Origin of the sequence: Microcoleus sp. BROC3, from assembly GCF_036702515.1 — a bacterium.
GTDB lineage: Bacteria > Cyanobacteriota > Cyanobacteriia > Cyanobacteriales > Microcoleaceae > Microcoleus.
The window spans coordinates 109,114-127,192 of record NZ_JAUBTQ010000013.1; the positions used below are offsets into that span (position 1 = coordinate 109,114).

13 protein-coding genes are annotated in these 18,079 nt (G+C 46.9%); 7 read left to right on the top strand and 6 right to left on the bottom strand.

The window, feature by feature from the left end:
* Window positions 1-4: 4 nt before the first annotated feature.
* On the bottom strand, window positions 5-295 hold the full coding sequence (locus QUB30_RS11050) for a hypothetical protein (RefSeq protein WP_333333091.1): 291 nt from the start codon (window positions 293-295) through the stop codon (window positions 5-7).
* A gap of 793 nt (window positions 296-1,088) precedes the next feature.
* On the opposite strand from QUB30_RS11050, the gene QUB30_RS11055 reads away from it, so the two are divergent.
* The gene (locus QUB30_RS11055) at window positions 1,089-3,158 is read left to right on the top strand and encodes an iron uptake porin (protein ID WP_333333093.1); all 2,070 of its coding nucleotides are present in this window, start codon (window positions 1,089-1,091) and stop codon (window positions 3,156-3,158) included.
* A gap of 149 nt (window positions 3,159-3,307) precedes the next feature.
* On the opposite strand, the gene QUB30_RS11060 is transcribed toward QUB30_RS11055, so the two are convergent.
* Complete coding sequence (locus QUB30_RS11060) at window positions 3,308-4,561, bottom strand: FIST N-terminal domain-containing protein (protein WP_333333095.1); 1,254 nt, start codon at window positions 4,559-4,561, stop codon at window positions 3,308-3,310.
* A 469-nt stretch (window positions 4,562-5,030) separates the two neighbouring features.
* Between QUB30_RS11060 and QUB30_RS11065 the strand changes: the two genes are divergently transcribed.
* From QUB30_RS11065 to QUB30_RS11085, 5 genes are all read left to right on the top strand, one after another.
* Window positions 5,031-5,267 carry a Calvin cycle protein CP12 gene (locus tag QUB30_RS11065; protein ID WP_333244407.1) on the top strand — a complete coding sequence of 79 codons (237 nt, stop codon included), beginning with the start codon at window positions 5,031-5,033 and terminating at the stop codon, window positions 5,265-5,267.
* 939 nt (window positions 5,268-6,206) lie between these two features.
* Window positions 6,207-6,827: a DUF3177 family protein gene (locus QUB30_RS11070; protein ID WP_333333098.1), complete on the top strand. Its 621-nt coding sequence runs from the start codon at window positions 6,207-6,209 to the stop codon at window positions 6,825-6,827.
* A 142-nt stretch (window positions 6,828-6,969) separates the two neighbouring features.
* Window positions 6,970-8,424: a hypothetical protein gene (locus QUB30_RS11075; RefSeq protein ID WP_333333134.1), complete on the top strand. Its 1,455-nt coding sequence runs from the start codon at window positions 6,970-6,972 to the stop codon at window positions 8,422-8,424.
* Between the two features lie 784 nt (window positions 8,425-9,208).
* Window positions 9,209-9,490, top strand: coding sequence for a peptidoglycan-binding domain-containing protein (locus QUB30_RS11080; protein WP_333333100.1), 282 nt, complete (start codon window positions 9,209-9,211; stop codon window positions 9,488-9,490).
* Window positions 9,491-9,711: 221 nt separating this feature from the next.
* Window positions 9,712-9,984 (top strand): peptidoglycan-binding domain-containing protein, encoded by a 273-nt coding sequence (locus QUB30_RS11085; RefSeq protein ID WP_333333101.1) that lies wholly within the window; start codon window positions 9,712-9,714, stop codon window positions 9,982-9,984.
* A gap of 48 nt (window positions 9,985-10,032) precedes the next feature.
* Here QUB30_RS11085 and QUB30_RS11090 read toward each other — a convergent pair whose 3' ends face one another.
* Window positions 10,033-13,428 carry an ATP-binding protein gene (locus QUB30_RS11090; protein WP_333333103.1) on the bottom strand — a complete coding sequence of 1,132 codons (3,396 nt, stop codon included), beginning with the start codon at window positions 13,426-13,428 and terminating at the stop codon, window positions 10,033-10,035.
* Between the two features lie 938 nt (window positions 13,429-14,366).
* On the opposite strand from QUB30_RS11090, the gene QUB30_RS11095 reads away from it, so the two are divergent.
* Entirely contained in the window at window positions 14,367-14,666 is a 300-nt protein-coding gene (locus tag QUB30_RS11095; protein WP_333333105.1) for a DUF7734 family protein, read from the top strand.
* Window positions 14,667-14,757: 91 nt separating this feature from the next.
* On the opposite strand, the gene atpC is transcribed toward QUB30_RS11095, so the two are convergent.
* From atpC to QUB30_RS11110, 3 genes are all read right to left on the bottom strand, one after another.
* Entirely contained in the window at window positions 14,758-15,165 is a 408-nt protein-coding gene (gene atpC / locus QUB30_RS11100; protein WP_333333107.1) for an ATP synthase F1 subunit epsilon, read from the bottom strand.
* Between the two features lie 170 nt (window positions 15,166-15,335).
* A complete protein-coding gene (atpD, locus tag QUB30_RS11105; protein WP_333333109.1) occupies window positions 15,336-16,793 on the bottom strand; it encodes a F0F1 ATP synthase subunit beta in 1,458 nt (485 codons plus the stop codon).
* 126 nt (window positions 16,794-16,919) lie between these two features.
* A complete protein-coding gene (locus tag QUB30_RS11110) occupies window positions 16,920-17,720 on the bottom strand; it encodes a PEP-CTERM sorting domain-containing protein (protein ID WP_333333111.1) in 801 nt (266 codons plus the stop codon).
* Between the last annotated feature and the right edge of the window lie 359 nt (window positions 17,721-18,079).

Here is an 18,079-nt window from a genome sequence, read left to right on the forward strand (position 1 = left end):
CCAGTCAGAGATGGTGTCTAAAAATATAGATGGTACGCATCAATTTAACATACCATAGAAAGAGCGAGTGCATTGCCCAATCTATAGGTTGTTCGATCGCCCTCCCATAACTGCCGACATTTACTTGTGTTCTTAGCAAATTAAAACCGTCCTGGATGCACTCCTTACTCTCATAAACCCGGTTTTTTAACTTCGAGCGCTCGCCTAAAAGCAAGTATTTGCGTTCCTCAAACCCGGTTGATGCGTCCAGGATGCCCGGAGAATCAATGGATACTTTGGCAGTGGCATAAATCACAGAGAAAATGTGCTTTGAGATCCCGAGGCTGTGCCAAAAAAATAACTGGTTGTCCAACGCAAGACAGCGAGGCCACAAAACTATAATTTCAGCTAACAGAGATTCAGTCGGCTGCTGCTGCCAGACCGCAAAAAAATTGTGTTAAAGTAGCGGGAAATTAAATCCGCCGACGGCCCGTCTCAAAAAAGGCGATCGCGCTGGCAAGTCGAGACTGCTGGGGCTATCAAAAAACCCAAATTGGTCAAGCCGGAACTTTGGTTTGGACGGGGTAAATTTACCAACCTTTAGCTCTGAGTTCCCCACTCTTGGCTGGAAAATACCCCCTTCCGCGCCGCGAGGTTTAAAGTTAGCTTAAAAAGCTTGACATTCTAGGATAGAAAGCTGTATAAGGGATGCGACAAGCAGCCACAATCCTACCTATAACTGTCTGTTAAGTCTGGCGTAACCGAGGGCTGTGGGCAGTTGTCAGTTAGAGGCAGATTGTGGTCGAACCCGTAAAACCAGTTGTCGATCGCCCGCAGAGCAAGTCAAGCAAGTCTGGCGATCTAGAGATGAAATTAGCAGGTGATGGTATAATCAACTGTAATGAAATGTGGGCTTGACCTGAATTGATGCCTGGGCCGTACAAGGGGCCAGCCCCCTACGTTCAACCAGGAACTAGACACGCCTACTGTGAATCAACAGTTATGGATAGGTTCTATTTTGGCAGTTATTGTCAACAGGCAAGCAACCACAAAAATTAGCAGTTGGGAATTGCTGATCGAGTTGAATAGAGTGTGAAGGTGTGAGGAAAATGAACAGAACTTTTTGGAATTTACTGCTAGTATCCCCGACAATTCTGGGGTTATCATCAGTCGTCAGTGCCGCTGCGATCGCAGCAGAAGCTCCAGCAACCGCTGAAGCCAACCAGCTAGCTACAGCTCAGTCATCTGAGTCAAAAATTGCAGAAATAGCTGCAGAAATAGTTGCAGAACCAGTTGCAGCAGCCCCTGCTGCCCCAGAAAAGCTGGCTTTAAACAGCAGCGCTGAAGCTGCCCAAACCCCGGTCGCCAACTCTGCCGACGCTGAAAAACAGCCTGAAAAACTGGCTGCAATCGAACCAGACACCAGCGCAGCAGCACTCGAAACCACAGCGAGCGAAATCGACTCAGCAGCCCCAAGCGCTCCCGCCAGCACAGCAGCAGCGACTGAACCCGTAGCAGCAGCCAGCACAGTCGAACCGTCGTCGCCCCAAGCATCAGACTTGGCCTTACAAAGCAGCCCGACAGACACCGCTGCGAAAATTGAAGTGCCAGCAGTCGCCAGCACCCCAGCTACTACCCCAGCTACTAAGGTAGAAATTGCTCAGACAGTACCCGGAGGAATGGGCGGCCCGATCGTCCCAGCAGCTCCCCAAGCACAGCCGACTCAACAGTCGGGAACCATGTCCCAAGTGACATCTGTCTCTCAGCTCTCCGACGTGCGGCCGACAGATTGGGCATTCCAAGCCCTGCAATCCCTAGTCGAACGCTACGGTTGTATCGCAGGCTATCCCGACGGCACCTACCGCGGGAACCGCGCCCTGACTCGCTACGAATTTGCAGCCGGCGTCAACGCTTGCTTAGACCAAGTAACCAAGCTAATTGGCTCGTCAACAGGTACCTTCGTCACCAAAGACGACTTAGCCATCTTGCAACGCCTGCAAGAAGAATTTGCAGCCGAACTCGCTACCCTGCGCGGACGAGTAGACGGCCTAGAAGCTCGCACCGCAGAACTCGAAGCCAACCAGTTCTCCACCACAACCAAATTGGCTGGAGAAGCCATTTTTGCCGTCAGCGACACCTTCGTCGGAGATGGTATCAACCTTGAGGACGATAGAACAGTCACCAACCTCGGCTACCGGGTGCGGTTGAACTTCAACACCAGCTTCACCGGTCGAGACTTACTCAGAACCCGCTTGCAAGCCCTCAACGTCGCCAACTACTCAGCAGCAACCGCTACGGGTACTAACATGGCTCGCCTAGCCTTTGATGGAGCGGAGAACAGCAATTTCACACTAGACGAGTTGTACTATCGGTTCCCGATGGGTGGCGCTACAGTCTTTGTCGGTCCTAAAGGACTTGACCTAGATGAAATTGCAGACCAGGCTTCTACCTTTGGTAACTCTACGAGTAGTGGTTCACTTTCCAGATTTGGAGTTCGCAACCCGGCCGTCTTCCGCGGGCCACAGGGAGCAGGCGCAAGTGTGACTTTCAACTTGGGCAGCCTCCGAGCTACCGCAGGCTATCTGGCCTCCGACGGCGACGCTCCCAACCCAGCAGACGGCCGGGGCGTTTCCGACGGTTCTTTCAGCGCTCTGGGTCAGATCGGCTTTTTTAGCAGACCGTTTGACTTGGGCTTGACATACACCCGGAAATACAATCGGGCAGGCGATGTTAACCTCATGGGCGGCGTCGGCAGTGCCTTGGCTAACCGGCCCTTCGCTCAATCACCCACCGCATCAGATAACTTTGGGGTGCAAGTTAACTTCAAACCCAGCAGTCGCTTTCAGATTGGCGGTTGGTACGGTTATACGAAGGCTGAACAACTGCGGGGCGGCAACAATGACGCTACCATCCAGAATGGTGCTATCACTGTGGCCCTGGGAGATTTTGCCCGACAAGGCAACGTCCTCGGCTTCGTCTTCGGTGTACCGCCAAAAGTTACCGAGAGTGATGTCGCCAGAAACCGCAACACCTCTTATCACTTAGAGGGTTTCTATCGCTTCCAAGTCAATGACTTTATCTCGGTGACACCGGGCGTTTACGTGATTCTGAATCCCGAACACAACAACAACAACGAGGATATCTGGGTAGGAGTCCTGCGGACTACCTTTAGTTTCTAAGGTTTCCAGACATTTAGTGACAGCTAAAAGCGGCAGGCGACTGCCGCTTTTAGTTATTGGTCATCAGTCGATCGATTTTAGATTTTAGATTTTAGATTTTAGATTTTCAACAGTCAACAGTCATCAGTCAAGAGTCAACAGTTCAGAAATTATGAATTTTGGCGGCAAATCCCGAATACGGAGGTGTAGCCGTGCAGAAAGGTGCTGCCGCCGACGGGGCCGATTTCACCATTGCAGAAAAAGCCGCTCAGAGGGATGTTTTTGAGGTATCGGCCAAACAGTCGGGAGTCAAAGTTCGACTGGCCGTAAAGCCCTTCACCGCGCCCCAGACAAGAGAACATCAAGGCCCCGGCACTGGATGTACCGCTGTACTCGGCGGCCCGCTGATAGCGATCGAGCAGCATTTCTAGGTCTTCTGCGGAGGTGCGGGCATCCCGCAGGTGAAATTGGATGCGCTGTCCGGGACGGACTCGATCGCCGATCGCAATCGCCCCCACTTTCGGATCTACTCCCAACAGATTGCGGATTAAGAAATCTCCCGGCTCTAGTGTCAGCTTGAATTCATCGCTGACTAAGCCTACAAATAACGAGTGCTGGGCTAATTCTCGGTCTTCTTCGCTCAAAGTTTGGACTAACTCTCGAAGTGCCTCTAAGGGCGATCGCTCGATGCCCCCGCTGCTGCTATCGTCGGTTTGTTCTTCGAGTTTCAGCAAAATATTGCGCTCTCCTTCCGTCACCCGATAAGGATGCCCGATCGGCCGGCAGCCTTGAGCGACTATTGTTTCCAAAACTATATTCCCGCTCAAAGCCACTCCAACCGTCCCTTCTCGATAAAGCTGATAGTTGCAAAACAGCGCTGCGCCCCTGCCCGCACCGTCCCCGCCGGCGAGTCCCCCTACCTTCGCCGCACCCGGATAGGCATAATCTAGCCCTTGCAGCAAATCGTTAATTTTTGCCGAAAATGGGTCGGCGAAAATAATAAACTGCGGTTCTTCCCGGGCCGGCACGCCCAAGAGATCCACCCAAGTATCCGGGGGACTGTCTAAGTCCGGCAGTTCTTCTGCACCGACGTGAAAAGTTCTGACGTTCACTCCCGGCAAACGGGCCAGACTCAGGCTGACTGCCGGAGATCCCTCGACTTCTTCGGTGAGGCCACCCCGGTTCGTGCCGATGACTCCTCCCCCGCCGCAGCCCAGGATCGCTGGCACCGGCAGCAGTTCTCGGAGTAAAGGCATCAGCCGAGAATACTCGCTGGCAAAGGCAGACGAGATAAATATCAGGGCTAAATCGGCCCGGCCTTCTAAGGTTCGATCTGCTTGTTCTATAACTTCTTTGAGGGCGGATTCCAAAGAGGGGCGGGTTGATAAAGCGCTGACCCACTGCATTTTGTTTTCGGTGTACATACGGCGAACTTCTCTATAAAACTATCTCTATACATTAGGCTAACCGCAACTGGCCGCTGGCGGGACGGTATTCTCGGGCGATCGATTCCCCCAGAAGGCGGTTCTTGTGTTAACATAAGTTAACATGAGGGTCGAATAAATCTGTTTGGTGTTAAATGTCGTCTTCAGCTAAATCTTAAAAGATAAAGCTCAATACAGTTTGACACACCAACTTCATGTAATGTTTTGATCGAAAGTAAGGTCGGCTCGACCTACATTGATGCCTGGCGACTAAAACCCGCCAACGGGATAGAGTAAAGCAGGAAGTAGAGACACCTGCTGCAACCGCAGTTGATGGATGGTTTCTATCTGGCCTGCTGCAACAGTAGGGCATCTCCAGCTACTATTAGCCTGGTCGCCAGACTGAAACTGCCAATCCAACACAAACTAACATCCAAAAAGAAAACCTTTCTTACTCAATAAGGTGACTATGACAACAACACCCGCAGGCAACATCCAAGAACAAATTGCAGAAGAACTAGAAAGCGCTCGTAGCGTCTGTGACCTCAAGGGCGCCACTTCCGGGGAATGCGCGGCGGCGTGGGACGCAGTTGAAGAACTGCAAGCAGAAGCTTCCCACCAAAAGCAAGTCAAACCTAAGAATTCCTTTGAAAAGTATTGCGACGACAACCCTGACGCTGCTGAGTGCCGCATCTACGACGAATAAACGAGCAATTTAGCTCTACGCCTACCCTCCCGCGCCTCCGTCTAACTTTGGGCGCGGGAGGATTTCACGGGTTCAGCCTCCAAGTAATGGCGAGATTTTCCCTCTATCCTGTCTCAAATACGAAATTGGAAAGCGCGCCAAGTCAATTTGGCAATCCTTGCAGCAGCAACTGGAACATTAAGCAGAGTGTTCCAGTTGCTGATTTTTTGGCATGGCATAATTGCGGGATGATTTTGATTGTTGTGTGGGATGAGCTCTCGTATCCCGATGGCGTGTATTTTCAAAGCAGGCGAGACACCTAACCTCTACTCCCTATAAGCCAATACGGTTCAGATAAGACCGATCCCCCCTAGCCCCCCTTTTTAAGGGGGGGACAAGAAGTTGCTCTTGCGTCCCCCTTCTTAAGGGGGATGCGAGGGGGATCTCCGGGGAATTAACAGTGTTAACTGAACCGTATTGCCCTATAAGCATCATCCTCAAATTGTGCAACGCTGATTTTTTAGCATTTTTATAAATACTGGAGGCGGAAAACGATCGAGACTTTAGTCCGGTTGACTTGAGCGACACTTCTGGAGTTGGGTCAAGAGTGTTCGTGAGTCTTGTACTAGGCGTGATACGATCGTTGTCGTAGGTTGAAAATTGAGTATAACTAGACAACGTAAAAACTCGCCCTCTTATTGTTGAGTGCGCAGTCACGCTTAACGTTGTTGCTGTCTAGGAAAACTTGCATTTGAACCAAAATCTAACTACATACAGACAACCGATCGAGTACGGTAGGGCATACCGGAATTAACGCTTGGGGAGAAGACACCTCTACTTAGGCTGGAGAAATCCTGTCGCAAGCAAGTGACTTCGTTGAACCAAGAATCTCAGTCACCAAGAGTGTACAGAGTGTCAAAGTAGAATTTGTCATAAATAAGTGAGTATATTTTCCCAAAGATGTTGAGTCTTTTATTGGCAGCCACCGGGCCTTGGTTTCAACCGCTAGTTTGGATGGATTACCGGTTGTCTGTGTTATTAACAATTTCGATCCCGCTGGTAGTTCTGATTTGGGCTGTTTTTGCAAAAGCTGAGGCGATCGTCCGTTTGTCGATTATTTATTGGCGGGTGGCGAGTTTGCTGGCAATTACACTTTACCTGATGATGGCTGCGCTGCCTGTGAGCTTTGTGTCGTCGGTGATGGGGAGGGCTTTGATTCCTGCTTGTCTGTGGTTTTGGCAAGATTTAAACGAAGAAATTGCCGATCGACCGCAGTCGCCCCTGAAACTGGCTTTTACAGCTTGGCGGTGGGCGATTACTGTTTACAGCGGTTTGGGCGCGATCGCTCAAATTCCCTTCTTAAGCTGTGCCTTTAAATCTCAAATTCAGGTAATTGACGAACCTTTTTGCCGCGTTTGGTTAGACCCGCCTTGGCTGTACAAAGAGATGTTTCACGCTACAGCAAACCCTCAATTTTTTGGATTGTTGGGTCTGATAGGTTTAGCAATTTATGTACTTTACTTGTCATACTTTGTGCTAATTAGACTGGGAAAACAGGGGAGGTCAGCTACAGGAAATTAAGTGACTTCAAGTAAGTATTTGCCTCCTAAATTCTAGCTAAAATCTTCAACAAAAAACTCAAAAATCCCAAATAAAAAAATCCGGGGCGCATCTACGAAACAATCAAACTAACAACAGGATTAGGATCGCTGGCGTGACAGTAATGTTATTGGAAAAGACTGTGATGGATAGCAAACAGGCATACTTACAGTGCTTAGAAAGGCTGACTTGGGCGATCGATCGCCTGGAAGCAAAAGTCGAACCAAGTGAACTCGCTTGGATTGCCGAACTGATAGTTCAGCCGATGATGGGGCCCTGGCGATTTTTTCACACTCCCGAACATATTTTTGATGTGGGGGGAAATGAAGATGCGATCGAGGTTTTGGCAGCTTTATTTCACGATACCGTCTACGTGCAAGTCGATCACAGCATTAACTTTAACGTCAGTTACTACATCACTCCTGTTACAAAAGAGGTTAACAAACAGCTACAAATTCGGGAGCAATCTGAACTTTCTGCGGATGCTACCTTCGAGATGGTAATGCTGGTATTCGGTTTTGTACCTGGGGAAGTGCTCAATCCTTTCACAGGACAAAACGAATTTCTCAGCGCTTTGGTAGCAGCAAAAGCTCTAGAACCATTTCTAGAACGCGAGCAATTGCTTCAAATTTCAGCCTGCATTGAAGCCACAATTCCGTTTCGTTTCGCCGAGTCGGGAGTAACGGTAAGCCAGCACCTTTATGACCGATTGCAAGCAATAAACAGCCTGTTTAAACTCAGTTTGACTGACGAGGAACTGCGGGAAACGGTGAAAAAAGCTGTGCGAATTTCTAACCGGGATGTGATGAGTTTTGCTCACCAGAGTTCAGCCCATTTTTTGGCAAATACCTGGAATTTACTGCCGGAAACCAATCACAATCTCACATCCTGGGGTTTTTACACGATTCGCGACTACCGAGTTGCTTTGCTGAAGATGGAAGGTTTTCTGAATAACCTCAAGCCTGAGGTGATTTTTCGGCAGTTTCAGGGATATCCAGACGATCGCACGTATCAGCGCTGGGAAACTACTGCTAAGTACAATCTTGAAATTGCGAAGCTTTATTTGGGCTGCAAACTGGCTGCTATCGCACTGCTGGAAGTTCTTTCTTCGGGTTTTGGACTCGATGTCTCTCTGGCGATGATGATGGGAGAACTTCCGGATCGAGCTACTCGATGCGTGGGCCTGGAAAGCTTTCTTCCAGAAATAGATAAACCTTACAAACCTAAAAGTGGTTTAGAAGCGGAAGTATTGAATTTATTAGAAAATGGGCGGGCTAAAAGCATTTCTAATACCGATTTGGATAACTCGCCGCTGACAACGTTTGTGGTGAAAATTGTTGGTTTTGACGAAATGCGCTATCAGTGCGATCGAGCTAAGGAATTTTTTCGGCAAAATCTGGACGCAGACGGCTTTATTTCCGACTTTAACCCGATAGTTACAGAAATTGTCATTGATTCAATTGTCAAGTTGTTTGACAGTCGCAAATCTACTATCTACCGATTCTACGATATCACTTGTAAGTTAAAGTCCCAACCCCAGACCAATTTTCCCCAACGCCCTTTTCTATCAAATGGTTGACTCGCTTTAAATACAGTATTTTTGCCTCCTCTATAGAAAAGACCGTTACTCAGCTTATAGAAGAGTGGAGCGATTACGCTGTAACACGATTGATTGACTCGCTTTCTCTACGTCAATCAGCCTATCCCTCCCGACAGCAACAGCCTTACAGGTAAGGATCGCGAATTAAATAATTTACACTCTTGAAAGTGGGGTGGGCGTCCCGCCCGCCCTTTCTGGACGGGCGGGACGCCCATCCCACAAGAACAATAAATTGTAAGTTATTTAATTCTCATTCCTAAGTAGGTAGGCGGGATTAAACCGAATAGTGTAATATCGTTTCCGGTTGCACTTCTTATGATACCGAGGACACAGCAGTGCTGTGTCCCTACCCCGATTAATTGTAGGGACACTCTTGCACTCGCGGTGTCCTGACTCTGGGTAATATTAATTTCGATGCTATCGGATTTAATGTAACACTATGTAAACAGGTTTAAGTTAGCCAGTAGAGAGCATTTGGAGACTTTGCCCTCGTTTACATAGGGGCGTTTTTTGGCGCCGGCTTACTTATGGTGTGGGGCTGGTGGCAAAGATGCTAAAAGTTCATAAAAAATGGAAATTCGCTGCTGTTTGCCTTTGACAATTACTTTGTACAAAACGGATTTGATAGGGGGCTGTCACTCATCTGAGTTACCCCAGATAAGCGTCACTATAAAAAGCGACTGTTAAAGCACTTCCCCCCACAGCTACAACTGGGGAATAGCAAGTTCAAACGACTTGCAAACCGCTAATCCCCAATCAAACCATGCAAACCACAAATTCAATTTACGCTCAATTACCTATTTGCTCTTCACTGCCAACACTCCAACGAAATAATAGCAGCACTGCCAATAAAAACGTGCGCTATCTCCAACAATCCTTAGTTAAAAACGGATATCCAGTAGCACTTGATGGATTCTTCGGCACCAAAACCGAACAAGCAGTCATCAAATTTCAAAAGGAAAATAAGATTGCTGTTGATGGCATTGTCGGCCCTCAAACTTGGAATCTATTAGGCGCTTGTTATACCGGTGAACCCGGATGTTAAATCCAAGTTAACTAATCCTAGGCGCACGGGTAGCAAGAAACTGGGTTGTTTCACAGCAATACTTTCTTTACGTCCCCAGAAACGCTAAAAAACCTGGGGGTTTAGCGAAGCCAAAACCCCGTTTATGCCCATCAAAAGTGCATCCAGGACTATTAATTAACATCTTTTCCCCGCTGCCCTGCTTTTAAACAACTTGCAAACAACCAATGGAGACTCAAACTATGCAAACCACAAACGCAATTCACATGGAATTACCTCCCTGCCGTTATTTTCCCCTACTCAAACGCAACGATGGCGTCACGCAAAATGAGGACGTTCGCTACCTTCAGCGACTCTTACACATCAGCGGATTTTCTGTAAATACTGATGGAGGATTCGGCCCGAAAACCCAACAAGCAGTCATCAATTTTCAAAAGCAACAACAAATCGTTGCTGATGGCATTGTCGGCTCCAAAACTTGGAATAAATTAGGCGTTTGTACAAATATATTTTAAAATTTGTGCAACCATCTTTTAAAGACAGTAGGGCCTGCAGTGCGCGCCCTATTTCTCCGTCGAAGTTTCCACGCCCGACCACCCCTCCGGGGCTCCGTACATTCGATACTTGCGAGAGCGTTTGAAATAAAGCATTGCTACCCGATCGTCCGGATTGATTTGTAAAATATTCTGAAATACTTTTTGGGCAGCAACAAATTTTTGCTCGTAGTAAAAATTGAGAGCTTCTTGAAAAATCTCTGCAGTTTGCTGCTTGAGTACAATGCTTTTCTCTGTTTCTGTATCGTAAATTTCAAACACCGACACAGCATTTGTCTTTCCTTTCACCATTACTCGATCGACAAATCTGTACTTATATTTTTCTGGCTCGTCCAGGCGATCGATAATTGCACCGCTAACGATAATTCCCGCGCCGTAAACTTTAGTCAATCCTTCCAAACGAGACGCTAGATTCACTGCATCAGCAATCACCGTACTTTCCATCCGTTCTCGCTCGCCAATGGTACCCAACATCAAATTGCCCGCGTGCAAACCAATGCCGATCGCGATCGGAAACAAACCATTTTTTTCTCGCTGCTGGTTGTACTTATTCACTTCTTTTTGCATATCAATTGCTGCTCGCACGCCATCAGATGGAGATGTAGGAAACAGTGCCATGACTGCATCCCCAATGTATTTGTCAATAAACCCATTATTTTTCCTAATTGCAGGGCTAACCTTTCCCAAGTAGGTATTAATAAATGCAAAATTTTCAGGCGGTGTCATATTTTCGGAAAGCGCCGTAAACGAGCGAATATCCGCAAACAGCACTGTCATATCTCTTTCCTGATTTTCGCCTAATTTTACTTCAATAATACTCGGCTTTTCCAGCAAGCTTAGAAAATCGTGCGGCACAAACCTGCCGTAGGCTGCATTCAGTTTTGCAAGGCGAATTTGCGTGTTAATTCTCGCCAACAATTCTTTTTTGATAAAAGGTTTAGTTACATAATCATTTGCTTCTAAGTTAAAAGCTTCTAACAAGTCAGTTGTTTGATTTTTTGCCGTCAGCATCAGAATCGGCATTTCTAAAGGCGAGTATTTTTTGCGGACTTCTCGACACACTTCATAACCCGTCATCTGCGGCATCATTACATCCAGTAAAATTAAGTCTGGCTTAAATCCTGATTCAATCAGATTTAAAGCTTCTAAGCCGTTGCTCGCTTGAGTAATATCGTAGTTTTCTACAGAAAGACTGTTAATGATGACATGAATATTAATCGGCTCATCATCAACTACCAAAATTTTTAATTTTTCACTTTCTAGCAAGCCGCTATTGTCTGGTACCTGAGAATTTATTATAGATGATTCGCGGGCGAATTCAGGATTGATTAAAATGCGAGAACCCTCGGTTAAATGCGGCTGTCTGCTGCTAAATTCCGGCTGAGTTTCAGATACGGGCAAAGTAAAGGTGAATTGGGAACCTACGCCTAAAGTTGAAGATACCCAAATTTTACCTCCGTGCAATTCCACTAATTGCTTGGCAACCGCTAAACCTAAACCCGTACCGCCGAATTCTCTAGCAGTGGAACCGTCAGCTTGTTCAAAGGATTCAAAAATTCGCTCTAATTTATCTTCGGGGATGCCAACGCCGGTATCGGATATAGTAATTGATAATTGGGAATTAAGCGGTGATTGTTCGTTGCCCGTTACCAATTCTGCTGAAATTTCAACGGTGCCGCTTTCGGTAAATTTAATCGCATTGCCGATTAAGTTGTAAAGTATTTGCTCCAAGCGATTCTCGTCGGCTGCTATTGGCGGCAATTCAGGAGCGACTGAGTTAATCAACTGCAAGTTTTTTTTGCCTACTAATGGCTGAGATAAGGTGAGGATTACAGAGACTATTTCTCGGATACCGACGGACTTAATTTGCAGTTCTATAGTTTTGTGTTTGAGCTGAGAAAAGTCCAGAATATCGTTAATTAAAGAAGACAATCTTTTTCCCGACGATGAAATCAAAACTAAGTTAAAATTTGTTGATTCTGGTAGTTGTCCGGTAGCCCCCTCTATTAAAGATTCTGCAATACCAATAATGCCGTTGAGGGGAGTGCGGAGTTCGTGGGAAGTATTGGCTAAGAATTCGTCTTTTAGTTTGTCCAGGCGCTGCAATTCGATATTTTTAGTTTCTAAGGCAGTAAAAGATGCTTGCAGTTGTGCTGCCATGCTGTTAAAAGCAGCGGCAAGTACACCCAACTCGTCGGAGCGATCGAGCTTGACAGTTTGGTCAAATTGTCCTTCAGATAAAGCTATTGCTGCATTTTTTAACTTTAAAAGAGGTTTGATAATCCAGCGAGAAGTGAGAATTCCTAGCACAGTTGCCATGCCCAACGCTGCCAGACATAGCAAAACTGTAGTTCGGTTGCCGGCATGGATTTGTTCCATAAAGTCGGCTTCGGGAACGACGACAACAATCAGCAAATCTAAACCTTTGCCGTCTTGGAAGGGCAGGACTTTTAAAAATTGCTGCTTCCCGTTTATCTCAAAATTGAGTTGCTGCGATTTTGTAATTTGGTGCAAGTTTTGAAAGTGAGTTTCTAAATATTTAGCTGTAGTTTGCGTTACGGGATCGCTGCTTTCTGTCACTTTAAACAGTTCTTTTTTACCGTTTTGGGTGCGGAAAGGTTTTTCGGGCGTGGAAGTTGCCAGCAGCGTGCCGTTTCTTTCGATAATAAAAGTTTGACCTGATTTGCCTATTTTGAGGCTGGTTAAAAATTGACCAATACTGTCGAGACGCAAAGCAGCAATTAATACTCCTTCTAGCTGTTTCTGGCTGTTGTAAACTGGTTTCAGCGCGCTGACGATTAATGTGGGTTCTAGTAATGATACGTAAATTGAACTCCAAGTTGGTTTGGCTTCTAAAGCCGCATAGCTGTAGGAAGGATGCTGTCGGATGTCGAAGTTTTTGACGTAGGCTGCTACTGTCGTGCGATCGCCCTTATCATTAGTATTGTAAGAATAAAAATCAAAATTTGTAGCAGCGCCCGAGACGTTAATCAATAAAGTCCCGTTAGACATCTTTTCGCCGGTGCGATATTCTCCATCTTGATTAGCGATCGACGTAAAATTGATATAAGGATATAATTGCACTTGCCGCCACAGATACTTTTCCCAAGCTGACAAGTCTTTCATGTTCAAAAAACCCAGTTTCACTGCATCCAGCTTGCTTTGATTGATTTGATGCGGAGTTTGCAGATAAGTTCTCAAATTTTGCTCGATGCGATTGCTCACCTCCCCCATCAACTGATCCGCAAGGTCATTTACTGCTCTTTGAGAGTTCCTAAATGATAAATAGCCTACAATACCCACTGCTGCAAATACTTGCAAGACAAACGGAACTATGAGTACGGTTTGCAGCGTTGCTTTTCTTGAAAGTTTTGCCACTAAGTGCTTGAGAGAAAGAGTGGACATAACATTAATTTAGGTTAAAAAACCCAGTTAATACTTGGAGCGAAGACTTACCGTTGGTAACTATCATAAACCATTTTGTACTTAAACACAACTTACGCAAGGAAGACGTGATCTCGTTTCTACAATCCTTAATCTTATACCAAATTATTAAAAGTCAAAGCGAACCGTAGGGACACGGGAATGCCCTGTCCTACTCCCCGCGCCGGACACGGCATTGCCGTATCCCTACTTTTCATCCAAAGCTCCTATCCCCGACCATCCTTCTGGCACTCCATACATTCGATTCTTCAGAGAGCGCTGACAGTAAATTGCTGCTAACTTATCTTGAGGATTTATTTCGCAAATATTCTTGAATATTTTTTGCGCTTTACTAAATTTTCGATCGAAATAAAACTCCAGACCCAGTTGAAATTCACCAGCAGTTTCCTGTTTTAGTTCAATGCTTTGTTCGGTTTCTGCATCATAAATTTAATACACCGACACGGCAGATTTTTTGCATTTTACTGTGACTCGATCGACAAATCGGCACATATATTTTTCTCGATCGCCCAAACGCTCTAAAATTGAGTCACTAACTAGAATTACCGCCCCGTAAACAGTTATTTATTAGCTCTGAGTTGCAACTAGCCGGACCTGAACTCAAGCAAAAAACCCGCATAAATAGCAGCGTATATTCCCAAGCAAAACGCTGTTCAATAAAATTTTTAATGGGAAAAGATAATTTAAACCTAGTCTTTATGTGCCTCATAAAATATCGGACAAGTAGGTTTGGTCGGATGAAAACATTGCCGATGTTTTTTACAGGATTTATATTCTGTCCGCTTACTTCCTGCTGTTAAAAAAGCTCGAATTAAAAATAAGATTTTAGCGGGCTGTCGCTGAAATTAGCCACAAAATTAAGCTATATTATAGCAGATTTCCGGAAAGTGAGATTTGCTATGGCTGACTCTATTGCTCGCCGCTTGGAACAATACACGGTAAAACGATCGCAGGAAGTTTTAATCGTCAAGGCCGAAATTGACGGGGAATTCGATGAAATTGCTATTTTTAAAGGCTTTTCTAGCTCTCTGACGCGATCGACCTCTTTCGATCCAGAGGTTCCTGTTTTGCCGGAGGAAGCAAAAATTGCTAGTGTCGATCGGCTGGAGAGCCCCTACAATCCAAATAACCCCCGCTATCTTCAGCAGGGGTTATCTTGGGAAACAATGCAATCTCTATTGTCTGAGGTGGGAGTTTAGAAAAACATTAGGGACACAACGCCAGAAAAACAGCAGGGACACAACAATGTTGTGTCCCTACTACAAAAGCACTATGTCCTTACCCTGAGAGCTAGAGCGTGCCGCCGGCAGCTTGGAAACGAGCTCTCGCGCGTTTGATTGCTTGTTTAGCTTGAATTTGCTCTTGCAAAGTGCCGCTAGCAGCCTTTTCCAAACGAGCTTCTGCTTCGGTGTAAGCAGTACGAGCAGCTTCTTTATCAATGGTTTCGCCTTTTTCAGCGCCGTTGACAAGAATAGTAACTTGGTTTTCTTGGATTTCTGCAAAGCCGCCCATCAAAGCAATAGACACCCATTCCTTGCCGGGACGGACGCGCATCACTCCGGTATCCAAAGCCGTCAACATTGGAGCGTGACCGCTCAAGATACCCAGTTGGCCTGTGGTGCTCGGCAGAATTACTTCTTCAGCATTAGAATCCCAAACAGTTTTGTCTGGGGCCACTACGCGCACAGTTAATGTCATAAATTGTCCTTAGTCATTAGTCATTAGTCAGCAGTCAGCAGTCATTAGTAATTAGTCATTAGTCAGCCGTCGGCCATCATCAGTCACTTAGTTGTTAACTGTTAAAAGTTAACAGTTAACAACTAATGACCAATGACTAATGACCAATGACTAATGACTAATGACTAAAATTACTTGGCGTCAGCTTTCATTTTTTCAGCTTTGGCGATCGCCTCGTTGATATCGCCCACCAAATAGAACGCTTGTTCAGGTAACTCATCAAGTTCGCCAGCCAAAATCATCTGGAAGCCCTTAATGGTGTCTGCCAGCTTGACGTACTTGCCGGGGGCACCGGTAAACACTTCGGCCACAAAGAACGGTTGAGACAAGAACCGTTCAATTTTGCGAGCGCGAGAAACGGTCAAGCGGTCATCTTCCGACAGCTCGTCCAAACCCAAAATTGCAATAATGTCTTGCAATTCCTTGTAGCGTTGCAGAGTAGACTGCACCTGACGAGCAACACCGTAGTGCTCTTCGCCGACAACGCTAACTTGCAACATGGTAGACGTAGAATCCAGCGGGTCAACAGCCGGATAAATCCCCTTCGCAGCCAAACCGCGAGACAACACAGTTGTAGCGTCCAAGTGAGCAAAAGTTGTAGCCGGGGCGGGGTCAGTCAAGTCATCTGCAGGTACGTACACAGCTTGAACCGAAGTAATGGAACCTTCGGTAGTCGAAGTAATCCGTTCTTGCAAGTCGCCCATGTCTGTACCGAGAGTCGGCTGATATCCCACAGCCGAAGGCATCCGACCCAACAAAGCCGATACCTCAGAACCCGCTTGCACGAACCGGAAGATATTGTCAATGAACAGCAGCACGTCTTGCTTGCTGACATCGCGGAAGTATTCGGCCATCGCCAGAGCCGACAGGCCCACGCGCATCCGAGCACCGGGCGGCTCGTTCATTTGACCGTAAACCAAGGCAATTTTTGACTTGCTGCGGTCTTCTTCGTTAATAACCCCCGACTCGATCATTTCTTTGTAGAGGTCATTACCTTCGCGGGTGCGCTCGCCCACACCGCCGAACACGGACACGCCGCCGTGAGCCTTGGCGATGTTGTTCACGAGTTCCATCATAATCACGGTTTTGCCGACGCCTGCGCCGCCGAACAAACCGATTTTGCCTCCGCGGCGGTAGGGGGCCAGGAGGTCGATTACCTTGATGCCGGTTTCAAACACCGAAGGCTTGGTTTCGAGTTCGGTGAAAGCAGGCGGGTTCCGGTGGATGGGCATACTTTCGGAAGTATTGACCGGGCCGAGGTTGTCTACGGGTTGGCCGATGACGTTAAAAATCCGGCCCAGAGTTGGGGTTCCGACGGGAACTTGGATCGATGCCTCGGTATCTACTACTTCCATGCCGCGCACCAAGCCGTCGGTGGTACTCATGGAAACTGCACGCACTTGGCTGTCTCCGAGCAGTTGTTGAACTTCGCAGGTAACGGCAATGTCTTGACCTGCTTCGTTTTTGCCGGAAATCGTGAGAGCGTTATAGATTTGGGGCAGTTTGCCGCCTGGGAATTTTACGTCTACAACCGGCCCAATGATTTGGGTGATGTAGCCTACGTTCGTTTTTGCTGCGGTGGATACCATGAATAGTGCCTTTGTTAGGATGCTATTTTTCCCGTTGTGGAAAAAGTCTTAACATTTAGAAATGCTATTCCTCAGAGTACCACTGAACAGACTCACTATTTAGATTTGTATGGGGCTGGTTAAGAGTCATTTTTCTGGTTGCTGCCCTCGCTTTTTTTTCCTGCGAGCTGCCGCCAAAGCCCCGATCCCCAGCATCGTCCCGAATACTGTGACTGGTTCGGGGGCTAACTCAGCCGATACGCTGAAGTCTTGGAAGTCAACGTCGTTTCCTCCTCCAACATCGTCGAAGGAGATTTTTGTGCCCTGAGCCAGTTGGGTCATTGTGACCAATGAATATTGGTCTGGGCCTTTACCGCCGTTGATGTTTGTAAATGAGTCGTTGGAGCTGTAGTCGAGCTTAAAGTCGCCAAACACGGCTTGCTGACAGCCCCCCACCAGACAGTCCTCTCTCCGGAACTGGGTACCGGCGGCAAACCATTCTGGGCTATTCATGAAGGTGCTTGACGAGACGTACTGCTCGTATGGTTGGCCGGTGCCGCTGTCGCTCCACAGCAGCAGGGCATAAATTTGATCCTGCAAAAATGTGACGGTTTGGGTGATGGAGCCGTCGTTGGAGGTGACACCGCTGCCGAAGCTTCCCTTCCATTCATCGGCGTCGCCGTTATCTGAGGGTTGGATCTCGTAAAACAGTCTGGCGATGTTCGTGTAGCCAGTGTTTCCTGACTGAGCTTGGGCTACCCACAAGCTGGATTGGTAATTGCCGTGAGATTCGTAGAATGTAAATTTTATATTGGTATCTCGATCGAACTGGATGCCGCTGGTGCCAAACATGAAAGCTCGGACGGGCGTGCAGATGCTGAGCAAGATTGTGGTTGCCAAGCTGGCGACTGTAAAAGATGTTTTTTTGACTAGCGTTAAGGTAGTCATAACCCTGATTCCTCCAGTATTGTTACGTAGTAAGGCGCAAAATGCCATGTTGCCGTGACGCGAATCGACGATCGCGAGCCTGCTATATTTAGGGCGATCGTCAAATCTACAGAAGAGGCTCCACACCAGTGAATCTACAGACCGAGATCACTTAAGTGTGTTTTTGAGTAAATGAGTGCTTCTTCTAAGAGTTTTCACTGACACTAGAGTGCCACACTTTAATCTGTTACAGCAAGATTTTCACCCCGCCTACACTTCCAACCTACTACATTTACTTCGTGTCGGTAACGGTCTCAAGCTGACTGTAAGACTTGCAAATATGGGCTTTAAACAAAAATACGTAAAAAATTTTGCTCATG